This window comes from Pedobacter jaeyakensis (assembly GCF_054461315.1).
This window is the reverse complement of record NZ_CM136921.1, coordinates 1,681,553-1,704,088: the sequence shown is the minus strand read 5'-3', so window position 1 is coordinate 1,704,088 and position 22,536 is coordinate 1,681,553. Positions and strand designations below refer to the sequence as shown.

Annotated in this window: 19 protein-coding genes and 5 tRNA genes; 7 read left to right on the top strand and 17 right to left on the bottom strand. The window is 39.0% G+C overall.

From position 1 onward, the window contains the following. Positions 1-15: 15 nt before the first annotated feature. Complete coding sequence (gene gyrB / locus ACXZ1K_RS07540) at positions 16-1,974, bottom strand: DNA topoisomerase (ATP-hydrolyzing) subunit B (RefSeq protein ID WP_458972765.1); 1,959 nt, start codon at positions 1,972-1,974, stop codon at positions 16-18. A gap of 253 nt (positions 1,975-2,227) precedes the next feature. Between gyrB and ACXZ1K_RS07535 the strand changes: the two genes are divergently transcribed. Next, a complete protein-coding gene (locus ACXZ1K_RS07535; protein WP_458972764.1) occupies positions 2,228-2,815 on the top strand; it encodes an OmpH/Skp family outer membrane protein in 588 nt (195 codons plus the stop codon). 47 nt (positions 2,816-2,862) lie between these two features. On the opposite strand, the gene ACXZ1K_RS07530 is transcribed toward ACXZ1K_RS07535, so the two are convergent. Beyond that, positions 2,863-3,261, bottom strand: a complete 399-nt coding sequence (locus tag ACXZ1K_RS07530) for an RNA-binding S4 domain-containing protein (protein WP_458972763.1) — start codon at positions 3,259-3,261, stop codon at positions 2,863-2,865. Between the two features lie 99 nt (positions 3,262-3,360). On the opposite strand from ACXZ1K_RS07530, the gene ACXZ1K_RS07525 reads away from it, so the two are divergent. Genes ACXZ1K_RS07525 through miaA form a run of 6 tightly spaced genes read left to right on the top strand, consistent with a single transcriptional unit; the run spans position 3,361 to position 8,949 of the window. Beyond that, positions 3,361-4,179 (top strand): 2,3,4,5-tetrahydropyridine-2,6-dicarboxylate N-succinyltransferase, encoded by an 819-nt coding sequence (locus ACXZ1K_RS07525; RefSeq protein WP_458972762.1) that lies wholly within the window; start codon positions 3,361-3,363, stop codon positions 4,177-4,179. A 4-nt stretch (positions 4,180-4,183) separates the two neighbouring features. Next, a complete protein-coding gene (locus ACXZ1K_RS07520) occupies positions 4,184-5,299 on the top strand; it encodes a glycosyltransferase family 4 protein (protein ID WP_458972761.1) in 1,116 nt (371 codons plus the stop codon). 16 nt (positions 5,300-5,315) lie between these two features. Then, positions 5,316-5,882: an L-threonylcarbamoyladenylate synthase gene (locus tag ACXZ1K_RS07515; protein WP_458972760.1), complete on the top strand. Its 567-nt coding sequence runs from the start codon at positions 5,316-5,318 to the stop codon at positions 5,880-5,882. 26 nt (positions 5,883-5,908) lie between these two features. Continuing rightward, positions 5,909-7,315 carry a CCA tRNA nucleotidyltransferase gene (locus ACXZ1K_RS07510; protein WP_458972759.1) on the top strand — a complete coding sequence of 469 codons (1,407 nt, stop codon included), beginning with the start codon at positions 5,909-5,911 and terminating at the stop codon, positions 7,313-7,315. A gap of 57 nt (positions 7,316-7,372) precedes the next feature. Continuing rightward, the gene (locus ACXZ1K_RS07505) at positions 7,373-8,020 is read left to right on the top strand and encodes an IS1096 element passenger TnpR family protein (protein ID WP_458972758.1); all 648 of its coding nucleotides are present in this window, start codon (positions 7,373-7,375) and stop codon (positions 8,018-8,020) included. Between the two features lie 8 nt (positions 8,021-8,028). Further along, complete coding sequence (miaA, locus tag ACXZ1K_RS07500) at positions 8,029-8,949, top strand: tRNA (adenosine(37)-N6)-dimethylallyltransferase MiaA (RefSeq protein ID WP_458972757.1); 921 nt, start codon at positions 8,029-8,031, stop codon at positions 8,947-8,949. Here miaA and ACXZ1K_RS07495 read toward each other — a convergent pair. The 15 genes from ACXZ1K_RS07495 to ACXZ1K_RS07425 all read right to left on the bottom strand — a co-directional run bounded on the left by ACXZ1K_RS07495 (position 8,933) and on the right by ACXZ1K_RS07425 (position 22,534). Then, on the bottom strand, positions 8,933-9,247 hold the full coding sequence (locus ACXZ1K_RS07495) for a DUF3467 domain-containing protein (RefSeq protein WP_458972756.1): 315 nt from the start codon (positions 9,245-9,247) through the stop codon (positions 8,933-8,935). The two genes, miaA and ACXZ1K_RS07495, sit on opposite strands and share 17 nt — an antisense overlap. A gap of 109 nt (positions 9,248-9,356) precedes the next feature. Then, complete coding sequence (rpoC, locus tag ACXZ1K_RS07490) at positions 9,357-13,643, bottom strand: DNA-directed RNA polymerase subunit beta' (protein ID WP_458972755.1); 4,287 nt, start codon at positions 13,641-13,643, stop codon at positions 9,357-9,359. Between the two features lie 95 nt (positions 13,644-13,738). After that, positions 13,739-17,542: a DNA-directed RNA polymerase subunit beta gene (rpoB, locus tag ACXZ1K_RS07485; protein WP_458972754.1), complete on the bottom strand. Its 3,804-nt coding sequence runs from the start codon at positions 17,540-17,542 to the stop codon at positions 13,739-13,741. A gap of 154 nt (positions 17,543-17,696) precedes the next feature. Then, on the bottom strand, positions 17,697-18,071 hold the full coding sequence (gene rplL, locus ACXZ1K_RS07480) for a 50S ribosomal protein L7/L12 (RefSeq protein ID WP_133556953.1): 375 nt from the start codon (positions 18,069-18,071) through the stop codon (positions 17,697-17,699). A 64-nt stretch (positions 18,072-18,135) separates the two neighbouring features. Next, the gene (gene rplJ, locus ACXZ1K_RS07475) at positions 18,136-18,657 is read right to left on the bottom strand and encodes a 50S ribosomal protein L10 (RefSeq protein ID WP_458972753.1); all 522 of its coding nucleotides are present in this window, start codon (positions 18,655-18,657) and stop codon (positions 18,136-18,138) included. Positions 18,658-18,659: 2 nt separating this feature from the next. Then, entirely contained in the window at positions 18,660-19,358 is a 699-nt protein-coding gene (gene rplA / locus ACXZ1K_RS07470) for a 50S ribosomal protein L1 (RefSeq protein WP_133577406.1), read from the bottom strand. A gap of 23 nt (positions 19,359-19,381) precedes the next feature. Then, a complete protein-coding gene (rplK, locus tag ACXZ1K_RS07465; RefSeq protein WP_037443979.1) occupies positions 19,382-19,825 on the bottom strand; it encodes a 50S ribosomal protein L11 in 444 nt (147 codons plus the stop codon). A 67-nt stretch (positions 19,826-19,892) separates the two neighbouring features. Next, positions 19,893-20,435, bottom strand: a complete 543-nt coding sequence (gene nusG / locus ACXZ1K_RS07460; protein ID WP_458972752.1) for a transcription termination/antitermination protein NusG — start codon at positions 20,433-20,435, stop codon at positions 19,893-19,895. Between the two features lie 9 nt (positions 20,436-20,444). After that, positions 20,445-20,642: a preprotein translocase subunit SecE gene (gene secE / locus ACXZ1K_RS07455; RefSeq protein WP_457289180.1), complete on the bottom strand. Its 198-nt coding sequence runs from the start codon at positions 20,640-20,642 to the stop codon at positions 20,445-20,447. A 13-nt stretch (positions 20,643-20,655) separates the two neighbouring features. After that, positions 20,656-20,726: transfer RNA gene (locus ACXZ1K_RS07450), tRNA-Trp, on the bottom strand. 122 nt (positions 20,727-20,848) lie between these two features. Further along, the gene (tuf, locus tag ACXZ1K_RS07445; RefSeq protein ID WP_069379803.1) at positions 20,849-22,036 is read right to left on the bottom strand and encodes an elongation factor Tu; all 1,188 of its coding nucleotides are present in this window, start codon (positions 22,034-22,036) and stop codon (positions 20,849-20,851) included. 120 nt (positions 22,037-22,156) lie between these two features. After that, positions 22,157-22,228, bottom strand: a tRNA-Thr gene (locus ACXZ1K_RS07440). Between the two features lie 54 nt (positions 22,229-22,282). Then, positions 22,283-22,355, bottom strand: a tRNA-Gly gene (locus ACXZ1K_RS07435). Positions 22,356-22,367: 12 nt separating this feature from the next. Then, positions 22,368-22,450, bottom strand: a tRNA-Tyr gene (locus tag ACXZ1K_RS07430). 11 nt (positions 22,451-22,461) lie between these two features. After that, positions 22,462-22,534: transfer RNA gene (locus ACXZ1K_RS07425), tRNA-Thr, on the bottom strand. Positions 22,535-22,536: the final 2 nt, after the last annotated feature.

Below are 22,536 nucleotides of genomic sequence, written 5' to 3'. Positions count from 1 at the left end.
TTATCATGTTACAAACTAAGCATCGATCTTTGCATACTTAGCATTACGCTCGATAAAGTCTCTTCTAGGGGCAACATCATCTCCCATTAGCATAGAGAAAGTATGATCACACTCTGCCGCGTTTTCAATAGTGGCTTGCATTAACGTTCTTGTAGCAGGATTCAAGGTAGTATCCCAAAGTTGCTCTGCATTCATCTCACCCAAACCTTTGTAACGTTGAATATGAACGCTTTCTTCTTTACCAGCACCTTTTAAGCGTTGTACGGCAGCATCGCGCTGCTGATCGTTCCAGCAATATTCAAATTCTTTTCCTTTTTTAACTTGATAAAGCGGCGGCGCAGCGATGTATACGTATCCAGCCTCAATCAACGCTTTCATATACCTGAAAAAGAATGTTAAGATTAATGTTGTAATGTGAGATCCATCGATATCAGCATCCGTCATGATCACAATCTTATGATATCTCAGTTTTTGAAGATTTAGTGCTTTATCATCTTCTGGTGTCCCGATGCTAACACCGAGCGCGGTAAACATATTTTTTATCTCGTCGTTTTCGTAGATTTTGTGCTCCATTGCCTTCTCCACGTTAAGGATTTTACCTTTGAGTGGAAGAATTGCCTGGAAATTACGGTCTCGGCCCTGCTTGGCCGTTCCACCAGCTGAATCTCCCTCGACCAGATAAAGCTCACATTTTTCAGGATCACTATCGGAACAATCGGCAAGCTTGCCGGGTAAACCAGAGCCACCCATAACGCTTTTCCGCTGAACCATTTCGCGAGCTTTTCTGGCAGCAGCACGTGCCGTAGCGGCAAGAATTACTTTGTTTACGATTGACCTTGCCTCACGCGGATATTCCTCCAGGTAAATACCTAGTGCCTCTCCTACTGCAATATCAACAGCTCCCATCACCTCTGAGTTACCTAATTTGGTTTTGGTTTGCCCTTCAAATTGCGGTTCCTGGACTTTAACCGAGATAACTGCAGTTAATCCCTCCCGGAAATCATCTCCGGTGATCTCAAACTTAACATTTTTTAGCAAACCAGATTTATCTGCATAAGCTTTTAGTGTTCTGGTTAAACCCCTTCTAAAACCTGCGATGTGTGTACCACCTTCATGCGTGTTGATGTTGTTTACGTAAGAGTGTACGTTCTCAGCATAGCTATCATTGTACTGTAAAGCAAGTTCAACTGGTATACCGTTTTTAATGCCCTCTACATAAATTGGCTCAGAGATTAATGATGGTCTGTTGCCATCAAGAAACTGAACAAATTCTTTTAAACCACCTTGAGAGTGAAAAAGTTCAGTTAGGAAATTACCCTGATCATCCACTTCACGCTCATCTGTAAGCGTAAGCTTAATGCCTTTATTGAGGAAAGACAATTCCCTTAACCTCGAAGCCAGGGTATCATAACGATATTCTGTAGTTTGGGTAAAGATGGTAGCATCAGGTGTAAAAGTTACTATGGTACCTCTTTTATCAGTATCTCCAATTGATTTAACCTCGTAAAGGGGCTTACCGATGTTATACTCCTGAACCCATATTTTTCCTTCGCGGTGAACTTCTGCCCTTAAATGTGTTGAGAGTGCGTTAACGCAACTTACACCCACACCGTGTAAACCTCCAGAAACCTTATAGGTATCCTTATCAAATTTACCCCCGGCATGTAGCACAGTCATAACGATCTCTAGTGCTGATTTCTGTTCTTTTGTATTAATTCCGGTCGGTATTCCACGTCCGTTATCTTCAACTCTTATCGAATTATCTTTAAGTATATTTACATAAATGGTATCGGCATGACCGGCTAGCGCCTCATCAATGGAATTGTCTACAACCTCATAAACCAGATGGTGCAACCCTTTAATTCCAGTATCACCAATATACATAGAAGGACGCTTGCGAACCGCCTCTAAACCCTCTAATACCTGTATATTATCTGCCGAATAATTTGACTTTGAATCCTGTTCTTCGCTCATAATTTTTATTAAAACAATTAGCTTCAAATTTAACCATTTAAGGTCAATTAAAGGTATATGTTAGTAACTATTTGAGCTTAAACTGGCAAAAAACAACGTAAAAAATGCACTTGTTTAGGATACTAAATTTGAAATTTTATATTTGTTGAACTTTAGCATTTTTAACTGTTGCCGAGGCACTAAAAATACTATAAAAAAACAAAGGAAAAAAGCATTTTAGAAGCAGTTAAGGCTTCTTAATTTTAAAAATCAAATGAAAATAACAACCAAATTTAGCAGCATTGCTACCGCTGCAGTCATCATTTCTGTAATGTCTGCATGTCAAAACAAAGAGGCGGCACCTGCTGCAGGTTCGAAAACAACAACAGTTGCGGTTCCCGACAATGAGAAAATCGTTTATGTAAATTCCGATTCTTTATTAACAAAGTATCAATATTTTAAAGACGTTAATCAAAAGTTGGAAAGCAAAGCAAAAACAGCTCAGCAAGACATGGCTTCTAAAGCTCAGGCTTATCAAAGAGAAGTGGCGCAATACCAACAACAGGCAAATACTTTACCTGCAGACCAGCGCGCCGCAACAGAGCAAAGACTAGGCAGAAAACAACAGGAATTACAAGCGTATCAGCAAAATGCAGGTGCGGCTTTACAGTCGGAGCAAGCCGCTGAAAACGAAAAACTGAATGATAAAATTGCAGAATACCTTAAATCTTACGCCAAGAAAAAAGGCTTTAAAATGGTGTTAAAATATTCCAAAGGCAGCAGCGATATTTTGTTTGCTGATGAGAGTCTTGATGTAACAAGCGAAGTGATCATCGGATTAAATGAAGCTTATAAAAAGTAAATTCACCAACTTATTTTAAAGGCCCGGAGTTTCCGGGCCTTTCTTTTTTAATCCTCCTTATAAAGGCCACCAATTAAATCGTCTGTCTCTCTCCTATCCTTTTTAGTCGGTCGCCCTGTCCCTCTGTCGCGTTTTAATGCAGGTGCATGAAACACAGATTTGAAGGCGTGGGTTTCTTCTTCAGGTGTGATGTCCTTATACTTGGTTACCGCAATCTTCGACTCTACCCGATTGTATAAAAGCTCTACAACTTCGATTACTTTTTTTTCTATCCCTTTTGACACCTGGTACACATCACCCGGCTTAACAATAGCCGAAGGCTTAAGATTTTGACCTTTAAATTTTACCCTTCCTGCTTTGCAAGCTTCGGTTGCAAGACTTCTTGTTTTAAATAACCGGATTGCCCACAAGTATTTATCAATCCTGAGTTTCTCTTGTTCAGTCATAAGATTTCAAAAATAAGCAACAAAAAAACAACATTATGTATTGAAAAGAACGTTCAATACATAAAATTCATTTATTTTGTCAAAAATTAAAAGATTAACATGATAGCAGAATTAAAAAAGTTAGTAGAAGCCGCTTGGGAAGACAGAACTTTATTGGAATATAATGAATATTGCGAAGCAATTGAAACAGTTGTTATGCAGCTTGATAAAGGTGAAATGCGCGTTGCTGAACCTGTACTAAATTCTTGGGGCATCAATGAATGGATTAAAAAAGCTGTTATTCTTTATTTCCCTATCAGACAGATGAAGGTTACAGAAGTTGGACCTTTTGTATTTCATGATAAAATGAAATTAAAAACCAATTATAAAGAATTAGGTGTTAGGGTTGTGCCTGGCGCAAGTGCAAGATATGGCGCTTACCTGGCAAAAGGTGTGATCATGATGCCATCATATGTGAATATTGGTGCTTATGTTGACGAAGGCACAATGGTAGATACTTGGGCAACTGTAGGTTCATGTGCTCAGATCGGAAAAAATGTTCATTTAAGTGGTGGCGTAGGTATTGGAGGTGTGTTGGAGCCTGTGCAAGCTGCTCCTGTAATCATTGAAGATAACTGCTTCATCGGTTCACGTGCAATTGTAGTAGAGGGTGTTAAGGTAGAAAGTGAAGCCGTTCTTGGTGCAAATGTTGTACTTACTGCGTCTACTAAAATTATAGATGTTACCGGTCCAACGCCAAAAGAATATAAAGGCATCGTGCCTGCCCGTTCCGTAGTGATACCTGGTAGCTATGCTAAAAAGTTCCCTGCGGGAGAATACCACGTACCATGTGCCCTGATCATCGGCCAGCGTAAGGAATCTACCGATAAAAAAACATCTCTTAATGATGCATTAAGAGAAAACAATGTAGCTGTATAGCATCATGAATATTGGTTTTGATGGCAAGCGAGCAGCAAATAATCTTACCGGCCTAGGCAACTACAGTCGATCCTTGATTAACCAGCTAGCCAGCAAATATCCAGAAAACCAGTATTTTGTTTTTACCCCAGGCTCAAAGGACCTAACTCAAATCAATAAGTTCTTTGAGCCTGCTAATATCTCAAAGATTTTGCCCGACGCTCCCTCGCCTTGGTGGAGATCAATAGGAATTAAAAAGCAACTATTGGATTGCAAGATCGACGTATATCATGGTTTGAGTCATGAAATACCTATCGGCTTAGCACGCCAAAAAATCCCGTCAGTTGTAACTATCCACGATCTGATATTTTTATTATTTCCGAAGCAATTTAATCCGATCGACAGGTTCATTTATAAAATGAAAATTAAATATGCTTGTGAACATGCGGATAAGATTATTGCCATTAGCGAGCGAACCAAAAAGGATATTATAAAGTTTTTTAGCATCCGACCGGAGAAAATTGATGTAATCTATCAAAGTTGTGATCAGGCCTTTAAAGTGAAAGCAGAGGCTGACATTAAACAAAGCATAAGGAACAAATATCAGCTTCCGGAGCGGTTTATTCTCAGTGTAGGAACAATTGAGACCAGGAAGAACTTAATCACACTGGTGCGGGCTTTAGCCCATGTGCCCGGATCATCTAAATTGGTTGTAATTGGCAAAGAAACTCCTTACGCAGACTTGGTAAGACAAGAAATTATGAACTTAAATTTGAATGAGCGGGTTATCTTTTTAAAAAATGTTCCTTTCACAGACCTGCCGGTTGTCTATCAAATGGCAGAAGTATTTGTCTACCCATCAATTTATGAGGGATTTGGAATTCCTATTATAGAAGCATTGCATTCGGGCATACCAGTTGTTGCAGCCACTGGTTCTTGTCTTGAGGAAGCCGGAGGAGACAATAGCCTCTATGTTTCTCCAATGGATCACCTTGGATTTGCTAATGCAATTAATAAGATATTAGGTGACCCTATTTTACAGGACAAAATGATAAATACTGGTCTGCATTACGTTGAAAAATTTAACGCCGAGGTGATCTCAGATCAGTTAATGGCGCTGTATAAAGAACTTGTTGACTAACTAAACAACTAACTTAATGTTTCGCACAGAGATAGAAAACGCATTAAACACCTTGAAAAATGGAGGTGTAATATTGTATCCTACAGATACCGTTTGGGGACTAGGATGTGATGCTTTAAATAAGGAGGCCGTGGCAAAGATTAATGCAATTAAGGGCAGATCTGAAGACAAGAGTTTCATTGTGTTACTTGATAATGATAGTAAGATCCAGAGTTACGTTACCGAGGTTCCTGATGTAGCCTACGATTTAATTGAATATGCAGAACACCCCTTGACCGTTATATTTTCCGGCGCAAAGAATCTCGCAGAAAATGTCATCAATAAAGATGGCTCCATCGGCATAAGGATACCAAAACACGACTTTTGTCAGCAGTTAATGCAAAGATTCAGAAAACCCCTTACTTCCACCTCAGCAAATATCAGCGGCCAACCAACACCAACCGTTTTTGATGAGATCAGTAGCGATATAAAAGACAAAGTTGACTATGTGGTTAACTGGGAACAAGAAATAACCACTCCAAAAAAACCTTCAACAATAATCAAAATCGGCGCGGGAGGGCAATTCTCGTTCATTAGAAGGTAAGTTTTTGTACTTTTGCAGACCGAGTGATGGAAAAATATTTACAACATCCTGTTTTCAAGGTTATTGCAGAAACCGCAGCTTCAAACAATACAGAGGTATATGTAATTGGAGGTTATGTAAGGGATATTTTTCTAAACAGGCCATCCAAAGATATTGACATTGTAGTGCTGGGAAATGGTATTGATTTCGCGGAGCGAACAGGGAGTGCGCTTAAAACAAAAGTTGCTGTTTTTAAGAATTTCGGTACGGCAATGCTCAAGTTCAAAGATCTTGAAATAGAATTTGTGGGTGCCAGAAAGGAAAGTTACAGAGCGGATTCGCGCAAGCCCATTGTAGAGAACGGGACGATAGAAGATGACCAGTTAAGGCGTGATTTCACGATTAATGCCCTCGCTATATCATTAAACAAAAACAGTTACGGCAAGCTCGTTGATCCTTTTACCGGCCTAAATGACCTGGAAAACAAATTGATCAAAACCCCACTTAATCCGGAGATCACTTTCTCGGATGATCCATTAAGAATGTTAAGGGCTATTCGATTTGCTTCTCAATTGAATTTCTCAATTGACGAAAATTCAATAGATGCGATCAAAAAACAAAAAGAACGAATCAGCATTGTATCAAAAGAACGGATCACAGATGAGCTGAATAAGATTATTCTTTCTCCAGTTCCGTCAATTGGCTTTAATTACTTGTTTGACACTGGTTTATTGGAACTAATATTTCCTCAAATGACTGCATTGCATGGTGTGGAAATTATTAAGGGAAAGGGGCACAAGGATAACTTCTACCATACCTTGCAAGTGCTTGATAATATTTGCAAAGTGACAGATGACCTCTGGCTTCGTTGGGCGGCAATTCTTCATGACATCGCCAAGCCACCTACAAAGCGTTTTGAAGAAGGTCATGGTTGGACGTTTCATGGTCATGAGGATAAAGGTGCCAGGATGGTTCCCCAAATTTTCGCCCAACTAAAGCTTCCACTAAATGAGAAGATGAAATTTGTGCAAAAGCTGGTTCAATTACACCTACGCCCTATTGTACTGGCGCAGGAAGTAGTGACTGACTCGGCAGTTCGCCGACTATTATTTGACGCCGGTGAAGACATAGAGGCATTAATGCTGCTGTGCAATGCAGACGTTACGACTAAAAATGAATACAAGATTAAAAAGTACCGCAATAACTTTGAGCTGGTAAAACAAAAGCTAAAAGATGTTGAGGAGCGCGATAAAATCAGAAACTGGCAACCGCCGATTTCTGGAAATGATATAATGCAAACATTTGGATTAGGGGCAGGAAAAGAGGTTGGAATATTAAAAAACGCGATCAGAGAAGCTATTTTAGAAGGTGAAATAACAAATAGCTATGATGAGGCGTTAAAGTTTATGATGAAAAAAGCCTTGGAAATGGGCCTTCTCCCTGCAAGCCCTTAATTCTATTTTACAAAGTATATTTTATTTTTTAATTTTACAACTGGAAAAAAAGCTCAGATGGCAATTTATAGATTCAAAATAAGTTTCGAAGATTTCGATGAAGTAGTAAGAGAAATAGATATTAAGTCAAACCAAACTTTTGAAGATTTGCATAGAGCAGTCCACCGTTCTACAGGTTATACCGCCGAAAAGTCTTCATCATTTTACATCAGTACTGATAATTGGATTAAAGGCGATGAAATAGCCTACCTTCCAAATCAGCGTAAAACTGACAGAGGTGTTGCTTTAATGGAAAACTCTAAACTAAGTAGCTTTATTGAAGATCCACACCAAAAGTTTTATTACATATACAATTTTGACAGACCGTTCGATTTTCATGTAGAATTGATTAAAATCATTCTGGAGACAGATCCCAATATAGAATATCCTTTTTTAGTTAAAAGCTTGGGAGAGGCCCCTAAAATAATCGACAAGAATAATTTTGGGGCTGTTGCTGTATCCTCTAATCCGGTTTCTTCTGATTTTGATTTTTTAAATGAAATGGATTTTGTTCCTGAGGATACAGAAGAACTTGAAGCTATGGGAGGCAGAGGAATCAATACAGAGGTTAAAAGTGACGAAAGTGACGAGGAAGATACCGAAGAAACTGATGAGTTTGCAGATAACGATAGCTACGAGGACGAAGAGTATAAAGAAGATTACTAGTGCCGGATATGGCGCAAGATAAAACGCTTATTGTAATTGTTGGCCCAACTGCGATTGGGAAGACAGCTTTAGCAATACATCTTGCTCATTATTTCAATACAGAGATAATTTCTGCCGACTCCAGGCAGTTTTTTAAGGAGATGACTATTGGGACAGCCAAACCGTCGCCTATTGAATTGGCGGCGGCGCCACATCATTTTATCAACTCCCACAGCATTCAGGATTTTTTTAGCACAGGTGATTTTGAATATGAAGCACTTTCAATTATTGACCATATATTTCGGGATAAAGACATTGCAATATTAGCTGGCGGTTCTGGCCTTTATGTAAATGCTGTATGCAATGGACTTGACAACTTGCCGGACACAGATCTGTTAATAAGGGAGAAACTAAATGTTCAATTTGCCGAGCACGGTCTACCATTTCTTCGTAAGGAATTAGAAATTGCAGATCCTGAATATTTCCATAAAGTAGATCAATCGAATCCTCAAAGAATGATTAGGGGTCTGGAATTCTTCCTGTCAACTGGAGAAAAACTCTCAACCTATCTAACAAACACAAGAAAAAAAAGACCATTTAACGTGCTTAAAATAGGCTTAAACACAAACAGGAGTACGTTGTATGAGCAAATAAATTCCCGTGTTGACAAGATGATGGAAGATGGACTTCTTGATGAGGTAAAAGCGCTAAATGCGCATCAAGGATTAAATGCGCTGAATACCGTTGGATATACTGAATTATTCCGATTTCTAAACGGGGATATTAGTTTATTGGAAGCCATTGAGCAGATTAAGCAAAATACCAGACGATTCGCAAAACGACAACTAACTTGGTTTAGAAAAGATGAAAACACCTCATGGTTTGAACCTAATCAAGTTGACCAAATAATTAGTTACATACAGGAAAAAATTACTAGGCCTGCGCTGTAGGTCCGCCGAAGTTGATTGGGAAACCTGGAGGCTCATCCTGGGTTTTAATGCGCCCATTTACAGCTTCATATTTTTCAATATTATCTTGTATTGCGCCGAGTAACCGTTTAGCATGTTCGGGAGTTAAGATGATCCTGGACTTAACCCTTGCTTTTGGAACACCTGGCATTACCCTTATAAAATCCAATACAAATTCTGTATTTGAATGGGTGATGATCGCCAAATTGGAAAAAATACCTTCTGCTACTTCTTCAGAAAGTTCAATGTTAAGCTGGTTATCCTGATTTTCTTCTTGCATTCAACAAAACTAAATTTTTATTCCTAAATGCCGTAATCTATGGAAAAATTAAAGCAAAAAAAATCCCCCAACTTAAAGAAGGGGGATTTATAATAAATCTATCTAATTATTATGCCTCAATTTCTTCTTGTTTAGAAGCCAATAATTTATCGTACTCTTCTTGAGAACCAACAATAATACGTTCGTATCCGCGCACTCCAGTTCCAGAAGGAATTAAGTGACCAACAATAACGTTTTCTTTTAGTCCAAGCATATTGTCACGTTTACCAGCAATCGCTGCTTCGTTCAGTACTTTTGTAGTTTCCTGGAATGATGCTGCAGATATGAAAGATTTTGTACCCAATGATGCACGCGTAATACCTTGAAGAATTGAACTCGCAGTTGCAGGTCTTGCATCACGAACCTCAATTTGTTTAAGATCCTTGCGTTTCAACTGAGAATTCTCATCTCTCAATTTACGTAAAGAAAGGATTTGACCCGGCTTAACCGTGTTTGAATCACCCGCTTCAACAACAACTTTCTTATCATAGATCTCATCGTTCTCGATCATAAAGTCCCAACGATCTACAGAGTTATTTTCTAAGAAAATAGTATCTCCCGGATCTTCGATATGAACTTTTTGCATCATCTGATGTACAATAACTTCGAAGTGCTTGTCATTGATCTTCACACCTTGTAAACGATAAACCTCTTGAATACCGTTAACCAGGTATTCTTGAACCGCTGCAGGGCCTTTAATTGCAAGGATATCAGCTGGCGAAATTGATCCGTCAGACAATGGCATACCAGCCTTAACAAAGTCATTATCCTGAACCAGGATGTGCTTAGATAAAGGCACAAGGTATTTTTTAATTTCACCGTCTTTGGATTCAATGGTCATCTCACGATTACCACGTTTCACTCCGCCTAAAGTAACAACTCCATCAATCTCAGTAACAACTGCAGGGTTTGAAGGGTTACGCGCCTCAAATAACTCAGTTACTCGCGGCAAACCACCCGTAATATCCCTGGTTTTACCAGTTGCACGAGGAATTTTAACAAGGATTTGACCTGTTTGAACCATGTCACCTTCATCAATCGCAATGTGAGCGCCAACTGGGATGTTATAGTTTCTAATCAATTCACCTTTTTTGTCAACAACCCTTACAGAAGGATTCTTAGTTTTATCACGTGTATCGATAATTACCTTTTCACGGTGACCAGTTTGCTCATCTGATTCTTCACGGAAAGTCACTCCCTCCACGATCGCATCAAATTCAATTTTACCTGCAAATTCAGATATAATTACAGCATTATATGGATCCCATGAACAAATCCTATCACCCTTGGTTATTTTAGCTCCATCCTCAACATATAAGAATGAACCATAAGGGATATTGTTGGTCATGATGATTTTGCCTGTTTCAGGCTCAACAATCTTGAATTCACCAGAACGTCCAAGAACAATTTGCGTATCACCCTCTTCCGTTTTAGTTGAAACAGTACGAACATTTTCAAATTCGATAATACCATCAAACTTAGCAATGATCTGAGATTCTGCAGCAATGTTTGATGCAGTACCACCCACGTGGAAAGTACGTAGTGTTAACTGTGTACCCGGCTCACCAATTGATTGAGCGGCAATCACACCAACAGCTTCACCTTTTTGAACGCGTTTACCAGTTGCCAGGTTACGTCCGTAACAAAGTGCACAAACACCTCTCTGATTTTCGCAAGTCAAAACAGAACGAATTTCAACGCCTTCTAATGGAGACTCTTCAATCGCTTTTGCAATGTCTTCATCTATATCCTGTCCAGCGCCTACTAACAAGCTTCCGTCCAGCGGATTAAATACATCGTGTAGAGAAATACGTCCTAATAACCTATCATATAATGGCTCAACAATATCTTCATTATCTTTCAGCGCAGTTGTGTACATACCTCTCAGCGTACCACAATCTTCAGAGTTAACGATCATATCTTGCGCAACATCATGCAAACGACGAGTTAAGTAACCCGCATCAGCAGTTTTTAACGCTGTATCGGCCAAACCTTTACGAGCACCGTGAGTTGAGATGAAGTATTCAAGAACTGACAATCCTTCCTTAAAGTTAGAAAGAATCGGGTTTTCGATAATTTCACCACCTGAACCTGATTTCTGAGGTTTCGCCATCAAACCACGCATTCCGCAAAGCTGACGAATCTGCTCTTTAGAACCACGTGCACCTGAATCAAGCATCATATAAACCGAGTTGAACCCTTGGTTGTCGTTAGACAATTGATTCATAACGAATGATGTTAAACGGTTATTGATACGTGTCCAGATATCGATAATTTGGTTGTAACGCTCGTTGTTGGTAATGAATCCCATGTTATAGTTATTCCTTACCTCTTCCACTTCAGCAGAAGCCTGCTCAAGAAGTGTGTGTTTTTCTACCGGAATATTTACATCCTGCAAGTTAAACGACAAACCTCCTCTGAACGCCATTTGGAAACCTAATTCCTTAATATCATCCAGGAAGCGTGAAGCACGTGCCATACCAGTGATTTTAACAACATCACCAATAATATCACGTAATGATTTTTTAGTTAACAACTCGTTGATGTACCCTACCTCTTCCGGAACCATTTGGTTAAATAGCACGCGTCCAACGGTAGTATCAATTAATTTATTTACAATAACTCCTGCCTCATCTTTTACATTTACTTTAACTTTGATAAATGCATGAAGATCAATTCGTTTCTCATTATAAGCAATGATAACTTCTTCAGAAGAATAGAATATTGAATCTTGTCCTTTAACTACGCGTCCTTCATCTGTCCTGCGGCCTTTAGTAATATAATAAAGACCCAAAACCATATCCTGAGAAGGTACAGTAATCGGAGTACCGTTAGCAGGATTTAGAATATTGTGCGCAGCAAGCATCAATACCTGTGCTTCCAATATTGCAGCATGGCCTAGCGGCAAATGTACCGCCATCTGGTCACCGTCAAAATCCGCGTTAAAAGCAGTACAAACTAATGGATGCAATTGGATTGCTTTACCTTCAACCAATTTAGGTTGGAAAGACTGTATACCTAATCTGTGCAAAGTAGGAGCACGATTCAGTAACACTGGGTGTCCTTTCAAAACATTTTCGAGGATATCCCATACTAAAGGATCTTTTCTATCTACAATTTTCTTTGCAGACTTAACAGTCTTAACAATTCCACGCTCAATCATTTTACGAATGATAAATGGTTTGAAAAGTTCAGCTGCCATATCCTTAGGTAATCCACATTCATGTAGTTTAAGGCTCGGCCCAACAACAATTACGGAACGTGCTGAATAATCCACACGTTTACCTAATAAGTTTTGACGGAAACGACCCTGCTTACCTTTTAGGATATCTGAAAGTGATTTTAATGCACGGTTACCTTCTGTTTTCACAGCATTAACCTTACGTGAATTATCGAATAACGAATCCACAGCTTCCTGCAACATACGTTTCTCGTTACGCAAGATTACTTCAGGTGCTTTAATTTCGATTAAACGCTTTAACCTGTTGTTACGAATAATAACGCGGCGATAAAGATCATTTAAATCAGAAGTAGCAAAACGACCACCTTCCAATGGAACTAAAGGACGCAATTCTGGTGGAATAACAGGAACGATCTTGATAATCATCCATTCTGGATTATTCTCGATACGAGTCCTTGAACCACGGAAAGCCTCAACAACTTGAAGACGTTTTAACGCCTCGTTCTTACGTTGTTGTGAAGTTTCATTTGCAGCCTGGTGACGTAAATTATAAGAAAGTGAGTCTAGATCAATACGTTTCAAAAGATCCTCTAAGGCTTCAGCACCCATTTTGGCGATGAATTTATTAGGATCTTTGTCGTCCAGGTACTGATTCTCTTTAGGTAACTTGTCAAGGATATCCAAGTACTCTTCTTCTGTCAAGAAGTCCATATACTGGATGCCTTCATCAGACATTAATCCCGCCTGGATTACCACATAGCGCTCATAATAAATGATTAAGTCTAATCTTTTAGTAGGTAAACCCAAAAGATATCCAATTTTGTTGGGCAGTGAACGGAAATACCAAATATGCGCAACGGGAACTACCAGATTGATATGTCCCATACGCTCTCTACGTACTTTCTTTTCAGTTACCTCAACACCACAACGGTCACAAACAATTCCTTTATAACGGATACGTTTGTACTTACCGCAATGACATTCATAGTCTTTAACCGGACCAAAAATACGCTCGCAGAACAAACCATCACGTTCAGGTTTGTAAGTACGATAGTTGATGGTTTCAGGTTTTAACACCTCACCACTTGAGCGCTCTAAAATAGCCTCAGGCGACGCCAAACTAATGGTGATCGAGGTGAAATTGCTTTTTAATTTATTATCCTTTTTGTAAGACATAGCTCTTTTGTTTTGAGTACTTAGTCGTTAGTATTTAGTATTTAGACTGGCCTTTTAGCTTATCTAACTACTAAATACTATATACTAAATACTGTTTAGTCTAACGTAATATCCAAACCTAATCCGCGTAACTCATGTACCAATACATTAAATGATTCTGGTACACCTGGTGTAGGAAGGTTTTCACCTTTCACAATCGCCTCATAAGTTTTTGCTCTACCGATTACATCATCCGATTTTACGGTTAATATCTCTTGTAGAATATTTGCCGCACCAAATGCTTCCAGTGCCCAAACCTCCATCTCACCAAAACGCTGACCACCAAACTGAGCTTTACCACCCAAAGGCTGCTGCGTGATCAATGAGTACGGACCGATTGAACGGGCGTGCATCTTATCATCAACCATGTGTCCAAGTTTCAACATATAGATAATACCTACAGTTGTTGGTTGATCAAATTTCTCACCTGTTAAACCATTGTTCAGATAAGTTCTTCCTGAGGCAGGTAAACCAGCCTTAGCAATCCAGTCTTCCACTTCATTATGCTTAGCACCATCAAAAATTGGGGTCGCAAACTTAACACCTAATTCTTTACCAGCCCAAGCCAATACAGTTTCGTAGATCTGTCCAAGGTTCATACGTGATGGTACTCCAAGTGGGTTCAAAACAATATCAACTGGAGTTCCATCTTCAAGGAAAGGCATATCTTCATCACGAACAATACGGGCAACTATACCTTTATTACCGTGACGACCAGCCATCTTATCCCCTACCTTCAGTTTACGTTTTTTTGCAACATAAACCTTTGCCATTTGAACAATACCAGATGGCAATTCATCTCCAACACTAATGGCAAATTTATCACGTTTGTAAGCACCAAGCTCTTCGTTTACACGAATACCATAGTTATGCAACAACAATTTAATTTGATCATTTTTGTCGTCGTCAGTAGTCCATTTGTATGGATTAATGTGCGTATATTCTAAATCAGATAAACTCTTCTGAGTAAACTTAGCCCCCTTAGGGAACAACAATTCTTTATAAACATTGTAAACACCTTGCGATGTTTTACCATTTACAATTTGGAATAATTTATCTACCAGCTCGTTTTTAAGATTCGAAGTTGCAATATCATATCGCTTATCTAACTTCTCTATCGCAGATTTTTCTTCAGCTTTAGTAGTTTTCTTAGCTCTTGAGAACAACTTTGTATCAATTACCACACCCTTAATAGAAGGAGGTGTTTTCAACGATGCATCTTTAACATCACCTGCTTTATCTCCAAAAATTGCACGCAGTAATTTTTCCTCTGGTGAAGGATCTGACTCACCTTTAGGAGTGATCTTACCGATAAGGATATCGCCTTCTTTAACTTCAGCACCGATTCGAATAATACCATTCTCATCTAAATCTTTAGTGGCTTCTTCAGAAACATTAGGGATATCTGGTGTCAATTCCTCTTCTCCACGTTTTGTATCACGCACTTCTAATTCAAACTCTTCAATATGCAATGAAGTAAAGATATCTTCACGAACTATACGCTCATTAATAACAATCGCATCCTCAAAGTTATATCCTTGCCAAGGCATAAAAGCAACCTTCAAATTTCTTCCCAATGCCAGCTCCCCGTTCTCAGTTGCATAACCTTCACAAAGCACCTGACCTTTAACCACCTTCTGTCCTTTTTTAACAATAGGCTTTAGGTTGATACAGGTATTCTGGTTTGTCTTTTTGAATTTGATTAATCTGTAAGTCTTACTATCACCTTCGAAAGAAACCAAGCGATCGCCGTCATTTCTAACATATTTAATAGTGATCTCATTTGCATCAACATATTCTACAACACCATCACCTTCAGCGTTGATCAAAGTTCTTGAGTCACGTGCTACGCGACCTTCCAAACCTGTACCTACAATTGGAGCTTCAGGACGTAACAAAGGTACGGCCTGACGTTGCATGTTTGATCCCATCAAGGCCCTGTTCGCATCATCATGCTCAAGGAACGGGATCAATGAAGCAGCAATTGAAGTAATCTGATTAGGCGCCACATCCATTAAGTCTAATTTCTCAGGCTCAATAATCGGGAAGTCACCCTCATAACGTGCTTTAACACGAGGAGTAGTGAAATTACCTTTATCATCATATTCAGCGTTAGCTTGTGCTATCGTTTTACCATCTTCATCTTCCGCAGATAAATAAATAACTGGTTCATCAACAGACACAATACCGTTATCTACTTTCTTATATGGAGTTTCAATGAAACCTAAATTATTAATCTTGGCATGAACGCACAGTGATGAAATCAATCCAATGTTCGGACCTTCAGGAGTTTCAATCGTACATAAACGGCCATAATGAGTGTAGTGAACATCACGTACCTCAAAACCTGCACGCTCTCTTGATAAACCACCTGGGCCTAAAGCTGAAAGACGACGTTTGTGAGTAATCTCTGCCAAAGGATTGGTTTGATCCATGAACTGCGATAACTGGTTAGTTCCGAAGAAGGAATTAATAACCGATGATAAAGTACGGGCATTAATCAAATCAGTCGGGGTAAAAACCTCATTATCACGGATATTCATACGTTCACGAATAGTACGTGCCATACGCGCAAGACCAACGCCAAACTGAGCGTATAACTGCTCACCTACAGTACGAACACGACGATTCGACAAGTGATCAATATCATCCACTTCCTCTTTAGAGTTAATCAGCTTGATCAGGTATTTAACAATTGCTATAATGTCAGCTTTTGTTAATACTTTAACATGATCAGGTGTATCCATTTTCAATTTCCTGTTGATGCGGTATCTACCCACATCCCCAAGATCATAACGTTTATCTGAAAAGAACAAACGCTCAATGATACCTCTCGCAGTTTCCTCATCAGGTGGTTCAGCGTTACGCAAAGCACGGTAGATGTTTTCAACAGCCTCTTTTTCAGAGTTAGAAGTATCTTTCTGTAAAGTATTATAAATAATGGTATAATCTGCCTGACTTGCACCGTCATCTTTAGATAAGATGATCGTTTTAACTCCGGCGTCAATAATCATATCAATATGGTCGTCTTCTAAAACAGTATCCCTGTCTAAAATTACCTCGTTACGGTCTATAGAAACTACCTCACCGGTATCCTCATCTACAAAATCCTCAACCCATTTTCTTAGAACCCTTGCGGCAAGTTTACGACCGATATATTTTTTCAAGCCTGATTTGCTAACCTTAACTTCATCAGCAAGATCAAACAATTCAAGGATGTCCTTATCAGAATCGTAACCAATTGCACGCAATAATGTGGTAACAGGGAATTTTTTCTTACGATCGATGTAGGCATACATGACGTTATTTACGTCAGTAGCAAACTCAATCCAAGATCCTTTGAAAGGAATTACACGGGCAGAATACAACTTAGTTCCATTCGTGTGACGGCTTTGGCCAAAGAACACACCAGGAGATCTATGTAATTGAGATACAATTACACGTTCTGCACCGTTAATTACAAACGTACCCTTAGGAGTCATATATGGTATGGTTCCTAAATACACATCTTGAATAATGGTTTCAAAATCTTCGTGTTCAGCATCATTACAAGAAAGCTTTAGCTTAGCTTTTAATGGAACACTATAAGTTAATCCACGGTCAATACACTCTGGTATATCATAACGCGGTGGATCAATAAAATAATCAAGGAATTCCAAAACAAAAATGTTCCTGGAATCAGTGATTGGGAAATTCTCAGCAAACACCTTAAATAACCCTTCAGTATGACGGTTATCAGAAGTTGTTTCTATTTGAAAGAATTCTCTGAATGATTGCAACTGCACGTCTAGAAAATCTGGATAATCTATAATGTGCTTACTTCGTGCAAAATTTACTCTTTGGTCGACTTTATTTGCCAATGGACTAAAGTTAATTTACTTTAAGAATAAACTATTTGTTTGGTTAGCCGTTAAACAATTTCATCAACCAAACAAGATGAAAAGTTTATAAACAGGTATAGACTCCGACTATTCAGTCGGAGTCTATGGTTAAAGTGTTTGTAAAATTAAGTGATTACTTAATTTCAACTACAGCTCCAGCTTCTTCTAATTGTTTTTTCAAAGCTTCAGCTTCGTCTTTAGCAACACCAGCTTTCAATTCTTTAGGTGCACCGTCTACTAAGTCTTTAGCTTCTTTCAAACCTAAACCAGTTAGATCTTTTACCAATTTAACAACTGCTAATTTAGAACCACCAGCTTCTTTCAATATTACATCAAAAGTAGTTTTTTCTTCAGCTGCAGGAGCAGCATCAGCAGCAGGGCCAGCAACAGCAACTGCAGCAGCAGCTGGTTCAATACCATACTCGTCTTTTAAGATTTGAGCTAATTCGTTAACTTCTTTAACTGTCAAGTTTACCAATTGCTCAGCAAACGCTTTTAAATCTGCCATTTTTATAGATTTTTAAAAATTTACGTAAAATAATTTATTAAATATGAAACTTATTAGGTGTTCCTTAACCTTCTCTCTCTTGAAGAGTTTTAACAATTCCTGCTATAATTCCACCGCCAGATTTCAATGCCGATATCACATTCTTAGCTGGTGACTGTAATAATCCAACAATATCTCCAATAAGCTCTTCTCTTGATTTTAAGCTTACTAATGAATCTAAATGGTTATCACCAACATAAATTGATGAATCGATATAAGCTGCCTTAAGTACTGGCTTGTCAGATCCTTTTCTCAACGCTTTAATCAGTTTTGCCGGAGCATTACCTGTAGTTGAAAATAATAGGGCCGACTGACCTTTAAGTGCTGCGAAGATCTCTGTAGAGTCGCCTTCTAATCCTTCAATCGCTTTTTTGATTAAAGTATTTTTAGCAACTTGCATTTCAATACCGCTTTCGAAACATTTGCGACGGATGTTGTTAACCTTTTCAACAGATAAGCTTGAAGTGTCAGCAATATAAAAATTGCCGAATTCCTGCATCTTCTCTTGAAGAGCGGAAACTAGTTCGTGTTTTTCTTCTCTGTTCATAATTAGATACCCGCTACTGATTTAGTTTCGATTGCAATTCCTGGGCTCATAGTTGAAGAAACATGAATGCTCTTAAAATATGTTCCTTTTGCGGCAGATGGTTTTAGCTTAGAAATTACTTGAAGAACCTCTAATGCATTTTCATATATTTTTTCTGCAGGGAATGATACTTTTCCTACCGAAGCATGAATGATACCGCTTTTGTCAACTTTAAAATCAATCTTTCCGCCTTTTACATCAGTTACTGCTTTACCAACTTCGTTAGTTACAGTACCTGATTTAGGGTTTGGCATAAGGTTACGTGGACCTAAAACGCGGCCCAGTTTACCTACCTTTGCCATACAAGCAGGAGTAGTGATAATAATGTCAACATCAGTCCATCCACCTTCAATCTTGGACACGTACTCGTCTAAACCTACGAAATCTGCACCCGCTGCTTTAGCCTCTTCTTCCTTATCGGGAGTACAAAGAACTAATACACGAACAGTTTTACCTGTACCGTGTGGTAAAGTTGCGATACCACGTACCATTTGATTGGCTTTACGCGGGTCTACTCCTAAACTTACATCGATATCAACCGATGCGTCAAATTTAGTAGTAGTAATCTCTTTAACCAAAGCAGCCGCATCCTTTAAAGAATACGTTTTACCAGATTCTAGTTTAGCATGTGCCTTTTTTTGATTTTTTGTTAATTTAGCCACTGTTGTAAACTGTTTTTTGTTAATTAATTTGTCCAGGGCGCATCACCACTAACGGTGATTCCCATACTGCGTGCTGTACCGGCAACCATACTCATTGCCGATTCGATAGTGAAAGCATTTAAATCAGTCATCTTATCCTCAGCAATTGACTTAACCTGATCCCAAGTCACCGAACCAACTTTTTTACGGTTGGGCTCAGCAGAACCACTCGCTAATTTAGTAGCGTCTTTTAATTGAATCGCTACAGGCGGGGTTTTGATGATGAATTCGAAAGACTTGTCAGCATAAACAGTAATTACAACTGGTAATACTTTACCGGGCTTATCTTGGGTACGAGCATTGAATTGCTTGCAAAATTCCATTATGTTCACCCCCTTAGCACCTAATGCAGGTCCCACTGGTGGCGATGGATTTGCAGCTCCACCCTTGATCTGTAACTTAACAAGTGCACTGACTTCTTTTGCCATTTTCTGTTTTTGTTAATTTGTAATACTCAATGTTAAATGTTGGAAGCAATGTAACAATTAAGGTCTTTTATTCTTTTTCTACTTGCATATAGTTAAGTTCAAGTGGAGTCTTACGTCCAAATATCTTAACCATAACTTTCAATTTCTTTTTCTCTTCGTTAACTTCTTCAATAACGCCTGTAAAACCATTGAATGGTCCATCCATTACCTTAACGTTCTCTCCGACGTAATAAGCGATATTCATCGTCTCGCTTTGCTGGCTCATTTCATCAACCTTACCTAAAATACGGTTAACTTCCGCCTGGCGCATTGGTACAGGGTTCCCCCCTTTATCACCTAAAAAGCCGATAACACTATTAACGTTCTTAATAATGTGCTCTAGCTCTCCATCTAAAATTGCTTCTATCAAAACGTATCCAGGATAAAAATTACGTTCTTTCGCAATTTTCTTTCCATCTTTCATTTGATAGTATTTCTCCATTGGGATCAAAACCTGAGGAACCAAATGAGAAAATCCTAAACGGCTAATTTCAGAATCGATGTACTGTTTTACTTTTTTCTCTTTTCCGCTAACAGCCCTAACTACATACCATTTCAACTGATCGTTCATTGAGCTATATTAATTAGAAAGTGATTTATAAAAAGTATCTAAAACGAATGTAGAACCCTTATCCATAGCAAACACAACTAATGCAATGATAAGTGAAGCCACTAAAACCAGCACCGCAGAACTTTGCAATTCTCCCCATGTCGGCCAGGTAACCTTCTGGGTCATTTCTTCATACGATTCTTTAATAAATTGAACTACTTTAGCCATAATTAATTATTTGCACGGGAACAAGGATTCGAACCCTGATCAAAGGTTTTGGAGACCTCTATTCTACCATTGAACTATTCCCGTGTATTAATCTGTTTTGTCTAAAACAGATTTGTTTTTAGAAACAAAGTACTCAGGCTGTGAAAGCCTAAGTACTCTGCTTTATTTTATAAAACTGTTTTACATCCCTAACAAGGGCAGTTAAACTATTTTAAAATCTCAGTTACCTGACCAGCTCCTACAGTTCTACCACCTTCACGGATAGCGAAACGAAGACCTTTTTCCATTGCGATTGCGTTGATCAATTTTACTGTGATCGTAACGTTATCACCTGGCATAACCATTTCAGTTCCTTCAGCTAGTGAAATCTCACCAGTTACGTCTGTAGTACGGAAATAGAATTGTGGACGGTATTTGTTGAAGAATGGAGTGTGACGACCACCTTCTGCTTTTGACAATACATAGATTTCAGCTTTGAAATCTGTGTGAGGAGTTACTGAACCTGGTTTGCAGATAACCATACCACGACGGATATCAGTTTTCTCAATACCACGTAGCAATAAACCTACGTTATCTCCAGCTTCACCATAATCAAGGATCTTACGGAACATCTCAACACCTGTTACAGTTGATTTAAGATTTTCTGCACCCATACCTAAGATCTCAACTGGATCTCCAGAGTTGATTACACCACGCTCAATACGACCGGTTGCAACAGTACCACGACCTGTGATCGAGAATACATCTTCAACAGGCATTAAGAATGGAAGATCAGTTAAACGTGGAGGAATTGGAATGTAGCTATCTACAGCATCCATTAACTCCATGATTTTACCAACCCATTTTGGATCACCATTCAAACCACCCAAAGCAGAACCTTGGATAACAGGAATATCGTCACCAGGGAATTCATAGAATGATAACAACTCACGAACTTCCATCTCTACTAATTCCAACAATTCCGGATCATCAACCATATCCACTTTGTTCATGAATACAACTAATGAAGGAACACCTACCTGACGAGCCAATAGAATGTGCTCACGAGTTTGTGGCATTGGACCATCTGTAGCAGCTACAACGATGATAGCTCCATCCATTTGAGCAGCACCAGTAACCATGTTTTTCACGTAATCCGCGTGACCTGGACAGTCAACGTGCGCATAGTGACGGTTAGCAGTTGAATACTCAACGTGTGCTGTGTTAATAGTGATACCTCTTTCTTTTTCCTCTGGAGCAGAGTCAATCGAATCAAATGAACGCGCCTCAGATAAACCAGCATCAGATAACACTTTAGTGATAGCTGCTGTTAAGGTTGTTTTACCGTGGTCAACGTGACCGATTGTGCCGATGTTTAAGTGCGGCTTGCTGCGGTCAAACTTTTCTTTTGCCATGTTTTTATACTTATTAGTAGGTTAACTTTTTATTTATTTTTTGTTTTGATACAATTTTCAATGCAAAAAACCTTGTCTTACCTAGCTAACAGGCTTAACAAAGGATTTTATTATTTTTTGAGCCAAAGATGGGACTTGAACCCACGACCTCTTCCTTACCAAGGAAGTGCTCTACCGCTGAGCTACTTCGGCTTATCACAGCTTGCAATCAAGCTCCTTGCCGACTGCCCACCTTTTTCCAATTTGAGCGGAAGACGAGGTTCGAACTCGCGACCTATAGCTTGGAAGGCTATCGCTCTACCAACTGAGCTACTTCCGCTTCTTTTTTTTGTGGGGAGAGAAGGATTCGAACCTTCGAAGTCTTGCGACAACAGAGTTACAGTCTGTCCCATTTGGCCACTCTGGTATCTCCCCTAAAAAAAAAGAGCCTCCTATCGGGATCGAACCAATGACCTACTGATTACAAGTCAGTTGCTCTACCAGCTGAGCTAAGGAGGCTT

Bases quoted from the DNA above. Each gene is read 5' to 3' on its own strand.
- gyrB (WP_458972765.1), bottom strand. From the start codon at position 1,974: ATGAGCGAAGAACAGGATTCAAAGTCAAATTATTCGGCAGATAATATA.
- ACXZ1K_RS07535 (WP_458972764.1), top strand. From the start codon at position 2,228: ATGAAAATAACAACCAAATTTAGCAGCATTGCTACCGCTGCAGTCATC.
- ACXZ1K_RS07530 (WP_458972763.1), bottom strand. From the start codon at position 3,261: ATGACTGAACAAGAGAAACTCAGGATTGATAAATACTTGTGGGCAATC.
- ACXZ1K_RS07525 (WP_458972762.1), top strand. From the start codon at position 3,361: ATGATAGCAGAATTAAAAAAGTTAGTAGAAGCCGCTTGGGAAGACAGA.
- ACXZ1K_RS07520 (WP_458972761.1), top strand. From the start codon at position 4,184: ATGAATATTGGTTTTGATGGCAAGCGAGCAGCAAATAATCTTACCGGC.
- ACXZ1K_RS07515 (WP_458972760.1), top strand. From the start codon at position 5,316: ATGTTTCGCACAGAGATAGAAAACGCATTAAACACCTTGAAAAATGGA.
- ACXZ1K_RS07510 (WP_458972759.1), top strand. From the start codon at position 5,909: ATGGAAAAATATTTACAACATCCTGTTTTCAAGGTTATTGCAGAAACC.
- ACXZ1K_RS07505 (WP_458972758.1), top strand. From the start codon at position 7,373: ATGGCAATTTATAGATTCAAAATAAGTTTCGAAGATTTCGATGAAGTA.
- miaA (WP_458972757.1), top strand. From the start codon at position 8,029: ATGGCGCAAGATAAAACGCTTATTGTAATTGTTGGCCCAACTGCGATT.
- ACXZ1K_RS07495 (WP_458972756.1), bottom strand. From the start codon at position 9,247: ATGCAAGAAGAAAATCAGGATAACCAGCTTAACATTGAACTTTCTGAA.
- rpoC (WP_458972755.1), bottom strand. From the start codon at position 13,643: ATGTCTTACAAAAAGGATAATAAATTAAAAAGCAATTTCACCTCGATC.
- rplL (WP_133556953.1), bottom strand. From the start codon at position 18,071: ATGGCAGATTTAAAAGCGTTTGCTGAGCAATTGGTAAACTTGACAGTT.
- rplJ (WP_458972753.1), bottom strand. From the start codon at position 18,657: ATGAACAGAGAAGAAAAACACGAACTAGTTTCCGCTCTTCAAGAGAAG.
- rplK (WP_037443979.1), bottom strand. From the start codon at position 19,825: ATGGCAAAAGAAGTCAGTGCACTTGTTAAGTTACAGATCAAGGGTGGA.
- nusG (WP_458972752.1), bottom strand. From the start codon at position 20,435: ATGAACGATCAGTTGAAATGGTATGTAGTTAGGGCTGTTAGCGGAAAA.
- secE (WP_457289180.1), bottom strand. From the start codon at position 20,642: ATGGCTAAAGTAGTTCAATTTATTAAAGAATCGTATGAAGAAATGACC.
- tuf (WP_069379803.1), bottom strand. From the start codon at position 22,036: ATGGCAAAAGAAAAGTTTGACCGCAGCAAGCCGCACTTAAACATCGGC.